At 63.2% G+C, this 15989-nt stretch carries 13 protein-coding genes and 1 pseudogene; 3 read left to right on the top strand and 11 right to left on the bottom strand.

Annotated features, from left to right (window positions below; translation table 11 throughout):
- Nucleotides 1-12 precede the first annotated feature (12 nt).
- The 4 genes from argH to ACIPHM_RS16380 are packed head-to-tail and all read right to left on the bottom strand — an operon-like array spanning nt 13 to nt 4944.
- Nucleotides 13-1521: an argininosuccinate lyase gene (gene argH / locus ACIPHM_RS16395; protein ID WP_400330155.1), complete on the bottom strand. Its 1509-nt coding sequence runs from the start codon at nt 1519-1521 to the stop codon at nt 13-15.
- Nucleotides 1522-1527: 6 nt separating this feature from the next.
- A complete protein-coding gene (locus tag ACIPHM_RS16390) occupies nt 1528-3099 on the bottom strand; it encodes an ABC transporter substrate-binding protein (RefSeq protein WP_400330153.1) in 1572 nt (523 codons plus the stop codon).
- Nucleotides 3100-3146: 47 nt separating this feature from the next.
- Nucleotides 3147-4058 (bottom strand): ABC transporter permease, encoded by a 912-nt coding sequence (locus ACIPHM_RS16385; RefSeq protein ID WP_400330151.1) that lies wholly within the window; start codon nt 4056-4058, stop codon nt 3147-3149.
- The gene (locus tag ACIPHM_RS16380) at nt 4024-4944 is read right to left on the bottom strand and encodes an ABC transporter permease (RefSeq protein ID WP_400330149.1); all 921 of its coding nucleotides are present in this window, start codon (nt 4942-4944) and stop codon (nt 4024-4026) included. Before ACIPHM_RS16380 ends, ACIPHM_RS16385 begins: the two co-directional genes overlap by 35 nt.
- Nucleotides 4945-5075: 131 nt before the next feature.
- Between ACIPHM_RS16380 and ACIPHM_RS16375 the strand changes: the two genes are divergently transcribed.
- A complete protein-coding gene (locus ACIPHM_RS16375; RefSeq protein WP_400330146.1) occupies nt 5076-6008 on the top strand; it encodes a LysR substrate-binding domain-containing protein in 933 nt (310 codons plus the stop codon).
- A 55-nt stretch (nt 6009-6063) separates the two neighbouring features.
- On the opposite strand, the gene ACIPHM_RS16370 is transcribed toward ACIPHM_RS16375, so the two are convergent.
- The 3 genes and pseudogenes from ACIPHM_RS16370 to ACIPHM_RS16360 all read right to left on the bottom strand — a co-directional run bounded on the left by ACIPHM_RS16370 (nt 6064) and on the right by ACIPHM_RS16360 (nt 8199).
- A complete protein-coding gene (locus ACIPHM_RS16370) occupies nt 6064-6483 on the bottom strand; it encodes a DUF3224 domain-containing protein (protein WP_400330143.1) in 420 nt (139 codons plus the stop codon).
- A 155-nt stretch (nt 6484-6638) separates the two neighbouring features.
- Nucleotides 6639-6896, bottom strand: a pseudogene (locus ACIPHM_RS16365) (hypothetical protein); the annotation flags it as partial.
- 145 nt (nt 6897-7041) lie between these two features.
- A complete protein-coding gene (locus ACIPHM_RS16360) occupies nt 7042-8199 on the bottom strand; it encodes a porin (RefSeq protein WP_400330141.1) in 1158 nt (385 codons plus the stop codon).
- A 495-nt stretch (nt 8200-8694) separates the two neighbouring features.
- Here ACIPHM_RS16360 and ACIPHM_RS16355 point away from each other — a divergent pair, with 495 nt between their 5' ends.
- A complete protein-coding gene (locus tag ACIPHM_RS16355) occupies nt 8695-9792 on the top strand; it encodes a saccharopine dehydrogenase C-terminal domain-containing protein (protein WP_400330138.1) in 1098 nt (365 codons plus the stop codon).
- A 105-nt stretch (nt 9793-9897) separates the two neighbouring features.
- Here ACIPHM_RS16355 and ACIPHM_RS16350 read toward each other — a convergent pair whose 3' ends face one another.
- From ACIPHM_RS16350 to ACIPHM_RS16335, 4 genes are all read right to left on the bottom strand, one after another.
- On the bottom strand, nt 9898-10971 hold the full coding sequence (locus ACIPHM_RS16350; RefSeq protein WP_400330136.1) for a porin: 1074 nt from the start codon (nt 10969-10971) through the stop codon (nt 9898-9900).
- An 84-nt stretch (nt 10972-11055) separates the two neighbouring features.
- The gene (locus ACIPHM_RS16345; protein ID WP_400330133.1) at nt 11056-12126 is read right to left on the bottom strand and encodes an ABC transporter ATP-binding protein; all 1071 of its coding nucleotides are present in this window, start codon (nt 12124-12126) and stop codon (nt 11056-11058) included.
- Nucleotides 12119-13882: an ABC transporter permease gene (locus ACIPHM_RS16340; protein WP_400330132.1), complete on the bottom strand. Its 1764-nt coding sequence runs from the start codon at nt 13880-13882 to the stop codon at nt 12119-12121. The genes ACIPHM_RS16345 and ACIPHM_RS16340 overlap by 8 nt, the downstream gene beginning before the upstream one ends.
- 168 nt (nt 13883-14050) lie before the next feature.
- Entirely contained in the window at nt 14051-15154 is a 1104-nt protein-coding gene (locus tag ACIPHM_RS16335) for an ABC transporter substrate-binding protein (protein ID WP_400330129.1), read from the bottom strand.
- Between the two features lie 138 nt (nt 15155-15292).
- Between ACIPHM_RS16335 and ACIPHM_RS16330 the strand changes: the two genes are divergently transcribed.
- Nucleotides 15293-15982, top strand: a complete 690-nt coding sequence (locus tag ACIPHM_RS16330; RefSeq protein WP_400330126.1) for a response regulator — start codon at nt 15293-15295, stop codon at nt 15980-15982.
- Nucleotides 15983-15989 lie beyond the last annotated feature (7 nt).

Here is a 15989-nt window from a genome sequence, read left to right as displayed (position 1 = left end):
GTTCCCTTCTCGTCAGCCGACAATCGCCGTGACGGCGCTGTCGAGAGCCTGCTCGGCGTGCAGCAGACGGCCGCGTGCCTGCGCCACCCACGCGCGGTCGCCATCGGCTTCCGCCACGGCGCGCGTCAGCATGCGGTCGACCTCGGCCGGCGCCACGCTTCCCACCGTAACGCGCGTTTCGACGAAGCGGCGCGCATCGAGTGCATCGCGCACCATCGCGTCGGTGAAGCCCAGCTTCTCGCCGGTGGTCTCGACCGAGGCCTCGTCCAGCCACTCGCCCGTGACCTGATCCGGCCTCACGCCCGCGCGCAGACAGTTGCGAACCAGTCGCGCGACGATGTGATGCACTTGTCGGAACGACAGCCCGCTCTCGCGCACGATCACGTCGGCGAGATTGCTGGCGGTGGCCCAACTGCCGGAGAGCAGCGACGCCATGCGGTCTTCGTGAACGATCAGCGTCTCGATCACGCCGGTGAGCAGATCCACCATGCCTTCGGTGGTCTCGAGCGCCGAGTGAATCAGCGGCAGGTCGCGCATCGCCTGATCGCCCGTGCCTTCCGCGCGGAACGTGGCGAGTGCCGTGGAGAGCCACGTCACGGCGCCGCCGGCGGCCTTCTTGATCGTCTCCAGCGCGGTCGGGTTCTTCTTCTGCGGGAAGATGCTGCTGGTGCCGCTGTAGCTGTCGTCGCTCTCGACCAGACCGAACTCGATGCTCGACCACACGTGCAGGTCGGTGGCGAGGTCGTTCAGGTCGGCCATCACGAAGGACAGGGCGCCGATGGTCTCGGCGGCGTACCAGGCCTCGCGGCCGAGCTTCGAGTTCTCGAGCACGGTGTCGAAGCCGAGCAGCGCCGTGGTGCGTTCGCGGTTGAGCGGCCACGAGGTGCCCGCCAGACCCACGGCGCCCAGCGGATTGCGGTTCACGCGTGCATACGCCTCCGTGAGACGCGCAAAGCTGTCGTGCAAACGCGCGCTGAAGCTGAGCAGATAGTGGCCGAAGACCCACGGCTGCGCGTGCTGCATGTGGGTGTAGCCGGGCATGATCGTGCGGGCGTGGCGGGCGGCCTGCGTGGCAAGTGCCGCTTGCAGCTCGTTCATGCGGTCCATCACGTCGAGCATGCGATTGCGATCGTACAGACGTCGCACCGTCGCGCCCTGATCGATGCGGCTGCGGCCCGTGTGCATCTGGCCGGCGAAGTCTTCACCGATGGCGTCGAACAGGAACGATTCGACCTGGAGCAGGAAGCTGCCCTTCATGACGTCGGTCGAGAAGTCCTCCGGACGCAGCGTTTTCAACGTCTCCAGTTGCTTCAGAATCGAGCGGCCGACTTCGCGGCTGATGATGCCCGTCTCGACGATCATGGCGGTATGCGCGCGGTCGACGGCGACGAACTCGCGGAACTGGCGGCGCTCGTGCTCCAACGCCGGAATGTCGTGATACTTGACCAGACGATTGGAGGGCGGGGCGCTCAGACGCGCCTCGGTCAGGAGCATTTCGTTTTGCATGGTGTGTGCAGTCATTGGTGATTACCTCGTCAATACCGTCCCGTTGAAGTCGACGATGCCGTCGTCGAAAACAACCAGACCTTTCAAGTTCTTGCGAACGCCGAATACTTGTTCCTGATCGAAGAGCGGGATATTCGCGGGGTCTTCGTCCCAGACAATGCGCTGGATGTCGCCGTAATAGCCCATGCGCTTGTCGTAGTTCATTTCCGATGCCGCGAGGCCGAGCAACTGATCGACCCGGGCATTGCTGTAGCCGGTGAGGTTCGACGGATCGCCCGTTCTGAGCTTGCGGCGCAGGCGGATGTCGGCGCTGGTGATGCCGGTGCCGAGCAGCCACATGTTCGCGTCGTTGGTGCCGCGTCCGGTGCCGGCGCCGGGCTGCGGGCGATACAGCGTCTTCTGGTACGAGGCCCATTCCCAGACCTTGAATTCGGTCTTGAGGCCCACCGCATTCAGGTAGCTCTGCACCACTTCGGCGACTTCCCGGTCCTTGGTATAGCGCCCGGCGGTCGTCCAGATCACCACGACGCCCGGATAGCCGTTCGGATACACCGCTTTGATGAGTCGCTTGGCGGCTTCGGGGTCGTAAGCGAACGGTTTGAACGTTCGTCTGCCCTGCACGCCGCTTGCGAACGGACTCGTCGGCACCTTTCCATAGCCGAGCAGCAACTTGTCGACGATGGCCTGCCGGTCGATGGCGAGATTGACCGCGCGCCGCATGCGCACATCGTTGAAAGGCGGCTTCGTGACGTTCATCTCGAAGAACACCTGGAACGAGCTGGGCGCGCGCAGCAGTTCGACCTTGTTGTTGCCTTTGACCGAGGCCGCCGACTCGGGCGAGAGATTGCCCGCGACGTCGGCGTTCCCGGTTTGCAGTTCCACGACACGCGCCGAGTCTTCCGGCACGGGGCGGAAAATCAGCTTGTCGGGCTTTGGCGGTGTGCCGAAGTAAGACGGATTGCGCTCGACCACCGCGCGGTCGTTGAGCATCCAGCGCGTGAACTTGTAAGGGCCGGTGCCGACCGGGTGATGGCCATATCCCCGGCCGTACTTCCTGATCGCCGTCGGGCTGCTGATCGCGGACCATCCGTCGGCAAGAATCTCCAGCAGCGTGGGCGACGGATGGCTCGTCGTTATCTGCACAACGAGTTCCGAGATCACCTGAACCGACTGAATGTCGGCGTAGTAGGAGCGGTTCGGCGAGCCTAGTTTCGGGTCGCGGATGCGGTCGAGATTGAACTTGATGGCGTTGGCATCGAGCGCCGTGCCGTCCTGAAACTTGACGTTCGGGCGCAGGTTGAACGTCCAGGTCATGCCGTCCGGCGACGTCGTCCACGACGCAGCGAGATCCGGCACGATCTGTTTCATGTCGGGGCCATCCCACTTCACCAACTGATTGAAGATGTGCGCAATCACGATCTTCGACGGCGTGCTGCGGGTCACCGCGGGGTCGAGCGTGTCGAGATCCGAGCCCTGCACATAGGTCACGCTGTCGGTGGCGTGGCTCACTGCGGGCGCGAGGCACCCCAGGGCAATCAATGCTGCGCCGGTAAGCAGGGCGCCGGGCATTGCCTTGTTTCGAGACCGCTTCATAGCTTGAATAACTCCGATGCTGGGTACGGTAGGCGTCGCGGGCGTGGTCACGAACGACCCTGACGGGACTTCGGGTCGACGTAGTCGCGCAGGGCGTCACCCACGAGGTTGAAGCTCAAAATCACAAAGAAGAGTGCGCCGCCGGGGGCTGCCAGCACATACGGATGACTCGACAGGAACGGACGGGCTTCGGCGATCATCGCGCCCCATTCCGGCGTGGGCGGTGCCGGACCCAGTCCGAGGAAGCTCAGCCCGGAGCCGATGAGAATGGCCTCCGCAATCGAGACCGTCACCTGAACGATCACGAGCGATGCCACGTTCGGCAGAATGTGCGTGAGCAGCAGCCCGGTATCCCCCACGCCAATCGACTTCGATGCGAGTACGAACTCGCGCGCTTTGAGCGTTCTGACCGGTGCGGCGAAAAAGCGCACGTAAATCGGGATGGTGGAGATGGCGATGGCCAGCGTGAGGCTGAGCACGCTATTGCCGGCAACCGTGATGACCATGATGGCGACGAGCGTGCGCGGGAACGCAATCATGAAGTCGGTAAGTCGCAGGATCGCGCCCGGCACGATGCCCGAGTAATAGCCGGCGATGCCGCCGAGCGTCAGGCCGACGGCCACGGCAATCGCCACGCTGCCGAAGGCGACGGTGAGCGTGATGCGGGCGCCCCACATCACGCGTCCCAACAGATCGCGTCCCATCTGGTCGGTGCCGAGCCAGAAGGTGGCGTTCGGTGACGTGAGCGATGTCGCCAGGTTCACGCGTGTCACGGTGTTCCAGTCGAAGAGCCATGGTGCCAGTGCGGCGGCGACAAGCACCGCGACGATGACCGCGAGTGCGAGCAGCGCGATCCAGCGCCGTTGGGCGAAGAGATAGCCGACAAAGCCGCCGCGCGGCCCCCGGGTCGTCGGGGTCGCCGTCTCAGGCGTAGGCGATGCGAGGATCGAGGAGTCCATAGGCGAGGTCAACGATGAGATTAACGAGCACGACAATCGCTGCGAAAACGAGGATGGTCCCCTGTACGACGTAGATGTCGCGAGCCACGATGGCGTCGATCATGAAGCGGCCCATGCCGGGCCATGCGAACACTTTTTCCACGATCACGGCGCCGCCGAGCAACCGGCCGAAGTCCATGCCGAAGACGGTCACAAGCGGAATCGCGGCGTTCGACAGTGCATGCTTGAACACGACCTTGTAACGCGGCACGCCCTTGGCGTAAGCGGTGCGGATGTAATCCTCGCCCAGCACGTCGAGCATGGTCGAGCGCGCGAGGCGGGAGAACGTGGCAACGTAGGGCAGGCCGAGCGTGAACGCCGGCAGCAGCAGGTGCTGCCAACTGCCGCGGCCGGTCGGCGGCAACCATCCCAGGCGCAGCGAGAAGAACATCATCAGCAGCAGGCCGAGAAAAAAGCCCGGCATCGAGATGCCCAATACCGCGAGAGAGGTGAGCGCGTTATCCACGAGCCCGCGGGGACGCATCGCCGCGAAGATGCCTAAAGGAATGCCCAGCAGCACGGCGATGAGCATGCCGGCGGCGGTCAGTTCGAGCGTTGCCGGAAGCGTGATCTCGATGCCTTCGATCACGGGCGAGTACGTCTGAAACGAATCGCCCAGATCGCCGTGCAGAATCTTCTTGAGATAGATGACGTATTGCGTGGTGAGGGGCTTGTCGAGTCCGTAATTCAGGCGAATTTGTTGGACGTCCTCCTCAGACGCGTCAGGGCCCGCGGCCATGCGCGCCGGGTCGCCTGGAATGGCATGCAGCATGACGAACACTGCGACCGATACCCCCAGCAACATCAGCGGTAACAGCAGCAGCCGTCGAATAGCGAAGTTCAGCAAAGCGCCTCCAAAATAATGTCCAGCTAATGACCGGGATGATTGCGCTCCAAAAATCAACAATCAAACCCCCATGGCGTTGGACGCACATAAGGAAATGTTATGCTGCGTGCGTTTGCGTTCCAAGGGGGCCTATGCAGCTCAATCCTCGACAACTCGAAGCGTTTCGCGCCGTCATGGTCACGGGCAGCATGACGCTCGCCGCCGAGATGCTCAAAGTGAGTCAGCCGGCGGTCAGCCGCCTGATCAAGGATCTGGAGCAGGCGCTGGAATTGCGCTTGTTTCGTCGGGAAGGCAACCGGTTGATTCCCGGTGCGGAAGCGCAGCGGCTCTTCAATGAAGTGGACCGGTTCTACAAAGGCATTCAGCGCATCGAACAGGTCGCAGAAGACCTGAAGTCGATGCGCACAGGCACGCTGCGTATCGCATCGATGACGGCGTTGGGGCTAAGCGTGGTGACCGAAGGCGTTCGACGGTTTTCGCACGCACGTCCCGGCGTGAGAACGTCGCTCGACGTCAGGAACTCGATGGGCGTGCTCGAGTTGATTGCCGCGAACCAGGCCGACATCGGCTTCGTGCAGATCCTCGGCACGGAGTATCCGGGCGTCGATGTGACGGCGCTGCCGAGTGTCGACGCGGTGTGCGTGCTGCCGTCCGCCCACCCGCTCGCGCGAAAGAAGTCGGTCAGTATTCGTCAGCTTCAGGATCAGCCCGTGATCGCGTTGAGCGCGAACAATCCGCTGCGATTGCGTCTGGAGATGGCGATGGATGCCGCAGGCGTGACGTGCGAGTATCCGGTGGAGACAACGCTGGCCCACTCGGCGTGCACGATGGTCGCAGGCGGCCTCGGCATCGCAGTGCTCGATCCGTTTACCGCGACGTACACGAAGTTCCCGGGCGCTGTCTGGCGCCGACTGGTGCCCGAGATCCCCTTTCAGGTCTCGATGGTGTTTCCCGCGCACCAACAGCGATCGAAGATCGTCAACGACTTCGTAAGCGTCATGCGCGGGCTCTTCGAGCAGGAGTTCGTGCCGCAGATCGACGACAAGCTCAACGCGCGCAAGTGACGTCCAGACAACAGGGGCAGCGTCGAACGCTTACGGTCGCGCTGCCATTGACGGATCAGGCGTGAGCTTCGGTCTGGCCCTCGGGCAGCGCGTAGGTGAATTCGTAAGCATGCTGCGCGTTGGAAATCATGATGACTAGATTACCGGTAATGCCCGCCAATGCTTCGGTGCCGGAGTCCGGGACGACGGTGATCGACTGCGCGGGTATGCCGCGTGTCATCGTCGAGCTATGTTGCAGCACGAAGGTGCCGCTAAGGCCATGAAGCGTGCCTCGCACGGTCTCCATCGCGACATAACCGGCGGAGCCTGGCGTGCTGCCACGAAACGACAGCATCTCTCCCTGACTGGTCCCCGTCAGATCGCCGTGATACGTCTTGTCCAGCGACAGACGGCCAAGGCCGGTGTGTTCGGCCACCGCGCTCAAGCGCTCCGGTGCGAGCTGAACGTCGAAAAGCCCTTTCGCAGAATGGTTCAATTGTCTGGTCCTCCATTGGGTTTTTGGTGCTGTATTTTTGTACAGTATCGAGTGTAGTCAAACCCCGTCAGGATGCAAGGCCGGATTGCGTTGCCCGAGGACATTGGGCACACGCCGGCGGGAGGCTAGTGGGCTCTTGTCGCAGCGCGCTGCCGTACCAGCACCCGCAGCAATGCGCCGAACAGCACGGTCGCGGCGGTGTATCCGAGTCCCGCAGTGTCCGCGGTCCAGTCGCCCAGCGCGGTGCCCAGTGTCTGCGAGACCATGATCGTGACCCAGTAGAACGCTTCCGCCTTGGGAGAGTGGATGGCGTGGACCGATACCGACCCCATCGTCCGGTACTAACGCCACAGGGAGCCGAGAAGCAACGCGAGCAGGATGGCCGACCCGCCGGCATAGGCCACGCCAAGTGTTGAATAGGTTAAATTTCGCGGCGCATACTTGGTTCACGCATAGGGCGCGGCTCGCATCCCAATAAAAAAAGGAGCCCCTTTCGGGACTCCCTTAAATACTGGAGCACTCAAATCAGTATTGCACGTCTCGCGAAGACGTTTGTGCTTAGAACTTGTGACGCAGACCCGAGATCACGGCCGTCTGGGTCTTCGTGCTCGAAGCACCGCCGGCGCCATTGATCGAAGCGCCCGTGGCGTCGCCTGCTGCCTTCTGATAGATACCGACCAGGTACACGTCGGTGCGCTTCGAGAGCAGGTAGTCAACTGCGGCGTTGACCTGGTGGTACTTCGGGCTCAGGTCGGCGAGCGTGGCGCTACGCGTGCTGGCGTCCGTGTACGTGTACGACAGGCCCAGCAACAGTGCCGGCGTCAGGTTGTACGTACCGTTCAGTTCGTAGTTCGACACACGTGCGCCGGTGCCGGTCACGTACTTGAGCTGCGTGTTGCTGTAGACGAAGCCGACGTTTGCCGGGCCGAACTTGTAGCTGCCGCCCGTGGCGAACACGCGCTGCTTGTCCACGCCGTACGTCGTCGAGCCGATCTTGGTCGAGTAGAAGTCGCCGCTGTAGTCGCCGGACACTGCGCCGCCGGTGTTCGCACCGTTCGGTGCACCGACTTCCAGGTAACCGATACCGAACTTGAACGGGCCGTTGGCGTAGCTGGCGCCCAGGCTCCATGCGCGGTTGTTCGCGAAGCCCGTGCCTGCCGAGCCGTTGTTGGCCTGGTTCGAGAAGCCATACAGGCCGCCGAACGTGAAGCCAGCGTAGTTGACGCTCGTGTACTTGATCGAATTATTGATGCGGAACGAGTTGTACAGGTTGTCCACATCGCCGACGTGTGCGCCGAGCTTCGTTGCAAATTGCTTGGCCGAGGTCAGGCCGCTCACGTAGTCGACCACGGAGTCGTACTGACGACCGATGGTCACGCTACCGAACGACTTGCTCGACAGACCGAAGAATGCCTGACGGCCGAACTCACGGCTGCCCTGACCTAGGCCGCCGTTCGTGAGGTTGAAGCCGTTCTCCAGGGTGAAGACGGCCGACAGACCGCCGCCCAGATCTTCCGAGCCCTTCAGGCCCCAACGGTTGCCGGATTGCAGGCCGTCAGCCGTCGTGAAGTTCTTGTTGCCGCCGACGTTGCTCACGTACGACAGACCGCCGTCGAGAATACCGTACAGCGAGACGTTGCTTTGTGCGTGTGCAGCACCTGCTGCTGCGGCTGCGATAGCGCCACACAGTGCGGCGGCCAGTTGCGTCTTTTTCATTGGTCGATTCCTATTTCGGTAACCTATTGATCAAATCGAACCCTTCGCCTGTGGACGGGCGCCCCGTGGGTTCGGGCCGAACTATATCGAACGACGCCGAAATTCCATAGGTGTATTAACGAAAAGACGCGTGGGATGTATTGCCATTGCAACGCATCGCACGACTTTGCGGCGAATGTCGTCAATTTCATTTTGATGACACATGACTGTCGTATAAACGAAGTGGTCGCAAAGTCCGGCAGTGGTCGGGGCGGCGATCTTCGACGTCGTCGGCAAACGCCCCTCAGCCTGTCTCGCTCTCGTGAATCGCCAATCGACCTCGCCGGAAGTGTCGCGTCATATCGATTTTGGATTCCGTCGTTATGACGATAATCGCTGGCTTTTCGACGAAGTCACGCTACATTTCATCCATTCCCCTCTCTAGAATTGAATCATTGGCGCATCGCTCGAATGCCTGGGCGATGTAGGGACCGATGTTCCTGAATGGGGAAAAACATGAAAAAGATCGCCTTGCTGGGTGCGGGACACATTGGTCGGACCATTACGCGCTTATTGCACGACAGTGGCGATTACCGGGTGACGGTGTTCGACCGAAACGCGCGATCCTATGACGTCGTGCGCGAGTGCTCGCACGCGTTCGTCGAACTCCCGGACAATGACACCGGCTCGCTGCAACGCGCGGTTTCCGGCTTCGATGCGGTGGTCAATGCGCTGCCATACACCATGGCGACGAGCGCTGCGACGGCCGCGGTGGCGGCGGGCTGCCACTATTTCGATCTGACCGAAGACGTTGCTGCAACGCACGCGATCGAGCAACTCGCCGAGGGGGCGTCGACGGCGCTGATGCCGCAATGCGGGCTGGCGCCGGGCTTTATCGCCATCGCGGCGCATCATCTCGCGGCCGCGTTCGATCAGGTCGATTCGTTGAAGATGCGCGTTGGCGCACTCCCGGTGTACCCGACGAATTCGCTGAAATACAACCTGACGTGGAGCGTCGACGGTCTCATCAACGAGTATTGTCAGCCATGTGAAGCGATTCGCGACGGGGTGCAGCTCACCGTACAGCCGCTAGAAGACCTGGAGCATTTTTCGCTCGACGGCGTGGAGTACGAGGCGTTCAACACCTCGGGCGGGCTGGGAACGCTGTGCGAGACGCTGGCGGGACGTGTGCGCGATCTCGACTACAAGTCGGTACGCTATCCGGGTCACGGGGCGTTGATGAAGGTGCTGTTGAACGAGCTGCGTCTGAAGGACGATCGGGAAACGATCAAGACGATTCTCAAGCGGGCGATACCGAGCACCTTGCAGGACGTGGTGCTCATCTTCGTGGTGGTGAGCGGGCTGCGCGGCGGCGTGCTGACGCAGGAAGTGTTTGCACGCAAGATTTTCGCGCAGCGCAACAACGGTCACAGCGCCAGTGCGATCCAGATCACGACGGCGTCGGCCATTTGCGCCGCCGTCGACATGTTCTTCGCCGGCCTGCTGCCGCAGCGCGGCTTCGTGCGTCAGGAACAGATTGCGCTGCCGGACTTTCTGGCGAACCGGTTCGGTCAGGTCTACGCGCATTCCACGCGTATCGAGTCCCTCTCCTGACGCCAGAGAGGACACTCGAAAAACACGACGACCCGGCACAGGCGGTTCACCCCCGCAACCACCGGGTCGTCGCTGAGGAAACGCGTCAGCGGTTGGTTGTCCGGATCAGAAGCGGTGCTGGATGCCTGCCGTCATGCCGATCTGCGTGTCGGCGGCGCCCGTCAGGTCACGCGAGAGGCTGACCTTCTGACCGTGCTTCGCGAACGCATAGCCACCGGACAGGTACAGCGCCGTGCGCTTGGACATCGCGTATTGCGCACGCAGCGAGATGAGCGTCGGATCGGCGTCGCTCGCGTCCTTGATGTTCTGATGGTAGAGCGCGCCGTACAGCGTGAACGCCGGCGTGAAGTCGTACGACGCGCCCAGCCAGTACATGTCGCTGCGCAGCGCCGCAGTGCCCGCCGTCACGAAGGTCTTCTTGTAGTTGCGATAGCCCGCCATCACCTTCGCGCCGCCGAAGCGATAGCTGGCGCCCGCATGAATCCCCTGGATGTAGTCGGTCGTGTCCGCCGGTGTGACGCTGCTGCCCGCGCCGTTCTGACGGTCATACGTCGCGACCAGGGCCAGCGGGCCATTCTCGTAGCCGACGGCGAAGTCGTATTTCGACGCCGTCTTCATGCTGTCCGCCACGTTGCCGAAGCCGTACATCGCCCCGAACTTCAGGCCGTTGAACTCGCCGTCGTAACGCACGGCGTTGGCCGAGCGGGAGAACAGGCCGTCCTTGCGCGCGCCGGTCGCCGTCGAGCTGGTCGCCCACGAGTAGTTCGGTGCGTAGCCCATCGGGTCGAACTGGAGCATGTAGTCGTAGGTCGTGGTGAACGTGCGCCCGAGCGTGACCTGCCCCCACTGCTTGTGCGACAGACCGACCGTGGCGCGACGGTCGAAGATCGCGCCCGGACCGTCGTCGAACTGGCCGTTCACGACGTTGATGCCGCTCTCCAGGTTGAACACGGCCTTGAGATCGCCGCCGAGGTCTTCCGTGCCCTTGAAGCCGAAGCGCGACGTGTTCTTGCCACCGGAGATCGCGCGCATGGCGCCGCCGTTGTCGGCCGCGTGATTCACATATTCGACGCCCGCGTCGACGATCCCGTAGACCGTGACGTTCGATTGCGCTTGCGCCTGCCCGGCCAGCGTCCCGGCTGCGACCAGCGCGGCCAGACCGATACTGCTTCGTTTCATTGCTGTCTCCTCTCTTTTTGTTTCTCTTGGTGTTGCGCGGGAGAGCGCCCGCGCGTCGCGTGAAAAACCGGTGCCGGGTCTGCCTCAGGCGAGCGATTGCGCAAACGCCCAGCAATCGTTCGCGGGGAACTCCACCCAGTGCTCGCCCGGCTCGCGCGGCACGTGACCGAATGCGCGAAAGCGCAGCGAGCCACAATGGAACAGGTATTCCCAGCGGTCGCCGAGGTACATCGATGTGACGAGTTGTGCGTTCACGCGGTTGTGGCCCGGGCCGTCGGCGACTTGCACGCGCTCCAGACGGATCACGGCCTGGGCGTCCTGGCCCGGTGCGAGCGTGTCGCGGGCGCGGGCTTGCAGCGCGAAGCCGTCGCCGGCGAGCGTGACGAGATCGCCCTCGACCGCGCTCACCGTCGCGTCGATCCGATTGTTGCTGCCCATGAATTCCGCCGTGTAGAGCGAGCGCGGCGAGCCGTAGAGTTCGGCGGGCGTGCCTTCCTGCTCGATGCGTCCGTTGCGCAGCAGCAGAATGCGATCCGACATCGCCATGGCTTCGGTCTGATCGTGCGTGACGCACAGCGCCGACAGTCCGAGCGAGACGATCAGCTCGCGCAGCCACGCGCGGGCTTCTTCGCGCAGCTTGGCGTCGAGGTTGGATAGCGGCTCGTCGAGCAAAATGACGGGCGGGTTGTAGACCAGTGCCCGGGCAATCGCCACGCGCTGCTGCTGACCGCCGGAGAGCTGGAACGGAAAGCGTTGCGCGAGATGGCCGAGGCCCAACTGGTCGAGCGCGTTCTGCACGCGTTCGCGCCGCTCGGCAGCCCCCACTTTGCGCAGTTTCAGGCCATAGCCGACGTTCTCTGCCACGGTGCGATGCGGCCACAGGGCGTACGACTGGAACACCAGACCGAGCGAGCGCTGTTCGACCGGACAGTCGATGGCGCGCTCGCCGTCGAAAAAGACCTGATCGTCGAGCGAAATACGGCCTTGCGACGGCTGTTCGAGCCCCGCCACGGCGCGCAGCAAGGTGGTCTTGCCGCTGCCCGATGCGCCGAGCAGACACACGACTTCACCGGCCTTGAGTTCGAACGACACGCCCTTGAGGATGGGGTTGGCGCCGTAGCTCAGGAAGAGGTTGTCGACGATGAGCTTATCCATGCAATTTGACTCCGAAGCGCAACGCCACGCCCAGACCGGCGCCGACCATCGCGATATTGATGACAGAGAGCGCCGCGACCTGATCGACCGCACCGGTCGCCCACAGCGACACGAGCAGCGAGCCGATGACTTCCGTGCCCGGCGAGAGCAGGTAGACGGCTGTCGAGTATTCGCGCTCGAAGATCATGAAAATCAGCAGCCATGCGGCGAGCAGACCGAAGCGCACGAGCGGCAGCGTGACGTCGAGGCTCACGCGGCTGCGCGTGGCGCCGACGCTGCGGCCCGCTTCTTCCAGTTCGGGGCCGACTTGCAGCAGCGCGCTCTGGATGAGGCGCATGCCGTAGGCGAGCCACACCACGGTGTAGGCCACCCAGATGCTCCACATCGAGTTCTTCAGTTCGCGCAGTCCCGGCACGAACAGGAAGATCCACAGGAACGCCAGACCGGCGAGCAGGCCCGGCACGGCGCGCGGCAACAGCACGAGGTAGTCGAGCAGCTTCGCGGCCCAGTCGTTGCGACGATGCCCGGCGAACGCCACGAGCGAGTAGAAGCCCACGGCCATTGCGCCGCCGATCACGCCGATACCCAGCGTGTTGAGAATGGCGCGCACGAGGTTGTCCTGCTCGAACAGCTCGGTGAAGTTCTCCAGCGTGAGCACTTCCACCAGCGCAACGCCTTCCCCCCAGTGCGTGACGAATGAGCGCAGCACGATGCCCGAGATCGGCACGAAGACCGTCACGATCAGCCATGCGGCGACGATGGCCAGCGCGATCCAGCGCCACACGCCCAGCGGCAGCACCGTCTGACGTCCCGCCTTGCCCCTGACCGTGACGAACTTGTTGGCGCGCTTGAGCAGATGGCGTTGCAGCAGCACGAGCGGGAACGTGATCGCGACGATGCACATGGCCACCGCAGCCATCAGGTGATACGACGGCACGCCGAGCTTGTTGGTGAGCTTGTAGAGATACGTGGCGAGCACGAGGTGGCCTTCCGGATCGCCAAGCACCAGTGGCAGGCCGAAGACTTCGAAGCCGAGGAAGAACACCAGCACGCCGGCAAACAGCAGGGCGGGCATGGTCATCGGCAGGCTGACGTCGAGCGCCACGCGAAAAGGGCGCGCACCGGCCACGCGGGCGGCCTCTTCGACATCTGAGCCGAGATTGCGCAACGCGGCCGACGAGTACAAGTAGACGTGCGGCACGTGCGTGAGCCCCACGATCACGGTGATCGCGAGCACCGAGTAGATCGACCACGGGGCGTCGAGGCCCGTGAGTTCGCGGAACCACACCGAGTAGAAGCCCACGGGGCCGGCGGCCACGACATAACCGAACGCGAGCACCATCGGGGAGACGAACACCGGCGTGAGCAGCAGCGGTTCGAGCCAGCGGCGTCCCGGCAGGTCGGTGCGCACCATCAGGAAAGCGAGAATGCCGCCGAACGGGATCGAGATGAACAGCATCCCGAACGCAATGATGAAAGAGTTCTTCACCGCCGACCAGAAGTCGGGGTCGGTAAAGATGAAGCGGTAGCCGTCGATGCCGAAGGTGCGGCTGGCGTCGAAGAACGGCGCGGAGAGCAGGCTCTGCAAGACGATGAACGACAGCGGCAGCAGTACCGCAATCGTAAGCACGGCAATGACGAGCCACCGCGAGGTGGCCGCGAGCGCGCGCCAGGGCGACGCCACGTGGGGCGCCGCACCGGCGCTGGAACGTCCGGCGGGCGCCGCAGAGCGGTTGGCGGTAGAAGACGACAGCATGAGGGTCTCCCTGCACCGCGCGGGGTGCATGTCGAGAAAGGCCTGGGGAGAGGCGGGCCGCTCGTGCGGCCGCCGGGCTTAAGGGTGTTGCGGGTGATGCGATGACGCCGGGGAGGGGACGCCCCGGCGTGTCAGCTCAGCGTGCCAGCGCGTTCGGTAGCGCCGCGCTCAGCGCTTGATCGACTGCTGCCAGCGCTTGAGGAATTCGAGACGCTTCGCCTGATCGAGATAGACGAGCAGCCCCGCACCGATCGGAATCGGCTTGAGCGCCGCGCCGAGTTGCTGCGTGAGGTTCGCCATCGACGTCTCGCCATCCACGTCGGCACGAATCGAGAACAGGTTGGCCTGATTCGCGAGCAGGGTCTGGCCGCGTTTGGAGAGCAGATAGTCGACCCACAGCTTCGACGCGTTGGGGTTCTTCGCCTTCTTCGAGATCGTGACCAGACGGCTCACGACCTGCGTGTAGTCGCGCGGATACACGTAGCCGATGGACGGATCTTTCTTCGCCTTGGCGAATGCGTACGAGCCGAGGATGTTGTAGCCGATCAGGTTTTCGCCCGACGAGATACGCTCCATCATCGCGCCCGTGCTCGATTGCAGTTTCGGGTTGAGCGCGCCCATGGCGCCGACGAGCTCCCACGTCACTTCCGGGTTCACGCGCGCGTCCTGCGTCAGATAGTTGAAGCCGACGCCCGACTTCTCGATGTCGTACGTCGTGACCTTGCCCTTGAATTTGGCCGGGTTCGCCTGCAACAGCTTGATCAGCTCCATGCGCGTTTGCGGCACTTCGTTCGCGGGCAGCAGACGCTTGTTGTAGACGATGGCGAGTGGCTCGTACGTCGTGCCGTAGGCCTGCTTCTGGTACTGCGCCCATTGGGGGATGTGGGCGGACTCGGGCGACTCGTAGCTCGCCATGGTGCCGTCGTTCACGAGCTTGACCTGGAGGTCCATCGCGGAACTCCAGAGCACGTCGGCGCTGGTGCTGTTGGCGGCGTACTCGCTGATGTAGCGGTTGTACAGCTCGGTGCTGTTCATGTCGTTGTACTCGACCTTGATGCCGTACAGCGACTCGAAATCCTTGATGAGCGGGCGCACGAGCGCCGTGTCGGTCACCGAGTACACGATCAGCTTGCCTTCCTTCTTCGCGCCGTCGATGGTGGCCTGATAGTTCGCCGGATAGCCGGCGGGCACCTGCGCGTGTGCTGCGGGCGTGGCCGCTGCGAAAAGCGCCGCGCACGCGAGCGTCGCGCCGAGCGTTGTCTTTTGCTTCATGTCGTCCTCCGGATGCCCCCTTGAGTGGGGTTTGTCGTTTTCGCGTGGCGCATGTTAATTTGCCGGAACTTTCAATTCGCTTTCGATTTCGTGTCGAATCCGGCCTGAAGCCCCTTTTTCGGGTCATGGATTTCCCTAATGCGCATCCTGCTAGTCGAAGACAATCCGAGTCTGGCCAAATCGCTTTCCGAGGCGTTGGCACAGGCGAACTTCGCCGTCGATTGCATGCACGACGGCGAAGCGGCCGACCATGTATTGCGCACGCAGGAGTATTCGCTCGTGATTCTCGATTTGGGACTGCCGCGTCTGGATGGCCTCGAGATACTGCGCAGGCTGCGTGCTCGTCGTAATCGTGTGCCGGTCCTGATCCTCACCGCGCACGGCTCGCTCGAAGACCGAGTGAAAGGCCTCAATCTCGGCGCGGACGACTATCTTTCCAAGCCGTTCGAACTCGACGAACTGGAGGCGCGCGCCCGCGCGCTGATTCGTCGCTCGCAGCATCACGAGAGTGCCGATGTGGCTTGCGGACCGCTGGTGTTCGACGGCGTGGAGCGCAGCTTTCGTCTTGACGGAGCGTTGCTCGCGCTGACCAAACGCGAGCGCGCCGTGCTCGAAGTGCTGATCCTGCGCGGTGGACGCGCGATCAACAAGGAAGCCCTCTCGGAGAAGCTCTTCGGCATCGACGAGTCAGTGAATCCGGACGCCATCGAAATCTACGTCCATCGTCTGCGCAAGAAGCTCGAAGGCAGTCGCGTCGCGATCGTCACGCTGCGCGGGCTGGGCTATCTGCTCGAAGAGAAGGCCAACGCGGCGCAGTCCGCCGGTTGATTGGGAC

The organism is Pandoraea sp. NPDC087047, from assembly GCF_044745225.1.
In the GTDB taxonomy this organism is placed as follows: Bacteria; Pseudomonadota; Gammaproteobacteria; order Burkholderiales; family Burkholderiaceae; genus Pandoraea.
The sequence above is the reverse complement of the archived record's forward strand: the minus strand, read 5'-3'. Positions and strand labels throughout refer to the sequence as shown.

Excerpts from the sequence above, each read along its gene's own strand:
- argH (WP_400330155.1), bottom strand. The coding sequence starts at position 1,521 with ATGACTGCACACACCATGCAAAACGAAATGCTCCTGACCGAGGCGCGT.
- ACIPHM_RS16390 (WP_400330153.1), bottom strand. The coding sequence starts at position 3,099 with ATGAAGCGGTCTCGAAACAAGGCAATGCCCGGCGCCCTGCTTACCGGC.
- ACIPHM_RS16385 (WP_400330151.1), bottom strand. The coding sequence starts at position 4,058 with ATGGACTCCTCGATCCTCGCATCGCCTACGCCTGAGACGGCGACCCCG.
- ACIPHM_RS16375 (WP_400330146.1), top strand. The coding sequence starts at position 5,076 with ATGCAGCTCAATCCTCGACAACTCGAAGCGTTTCGCGCCGTCATGGTC.
- ACIPHM_RS16360 (WP_400330141.1), bottom strand. The coding sequence starts at position 8,199 with ATGAAAAAGACGCAACTGGCCGCCGCACTGTGTGGCGCTATCGCAGCC.
- ACIPHM_RS16355 (WP_400330138.1), top strand. The coding sequence starts at position 8,695 with ATGAAAAAGATCGCCTTGCTGGGTGCGGGACACATTGGTCGGACCATT.
- ACIPHM_RS16350 (WP_400330136.1), bottom strand. The coding sequence starts at position 10,971 with ATGAAACGAAGCAGTATCGGTCTGGCCGCGCTGGTCGCAGCCGGGACG.
- ACIPHM_RS16345 (WP_400330133.1), bottom strand. The coding sequence starts at position 12,126 with ATGGATAAGCTCATCGTCGACAACCTCTTCCTGAGCTACGGCGCCAAC.
- ACIPHM_RS16340 (WP_400330132.1), bottom strand. The coding sequence starts at position 13,882 with ATGCTGTCGTCTTCTACCGCCAACCGCTCTGCGGCGCCCGCCGGACGT.
- ACIPHM_RS16335 (WP_400330129.1), bottom strand. The coding sequence starts at position 15,154 with ATGAAGCAAAAGACAACGCTCGGCGCGACGCTCGCGTGCGCGGCGCTT.
- ACIPHM_RS16330 (WP_400330126.1), top strand. The coding sequence starts at position 15,293 with ATGCGCATCCTGCTAGTCGAAGACAATCCGAGTCTGGCCAAATCGCTT.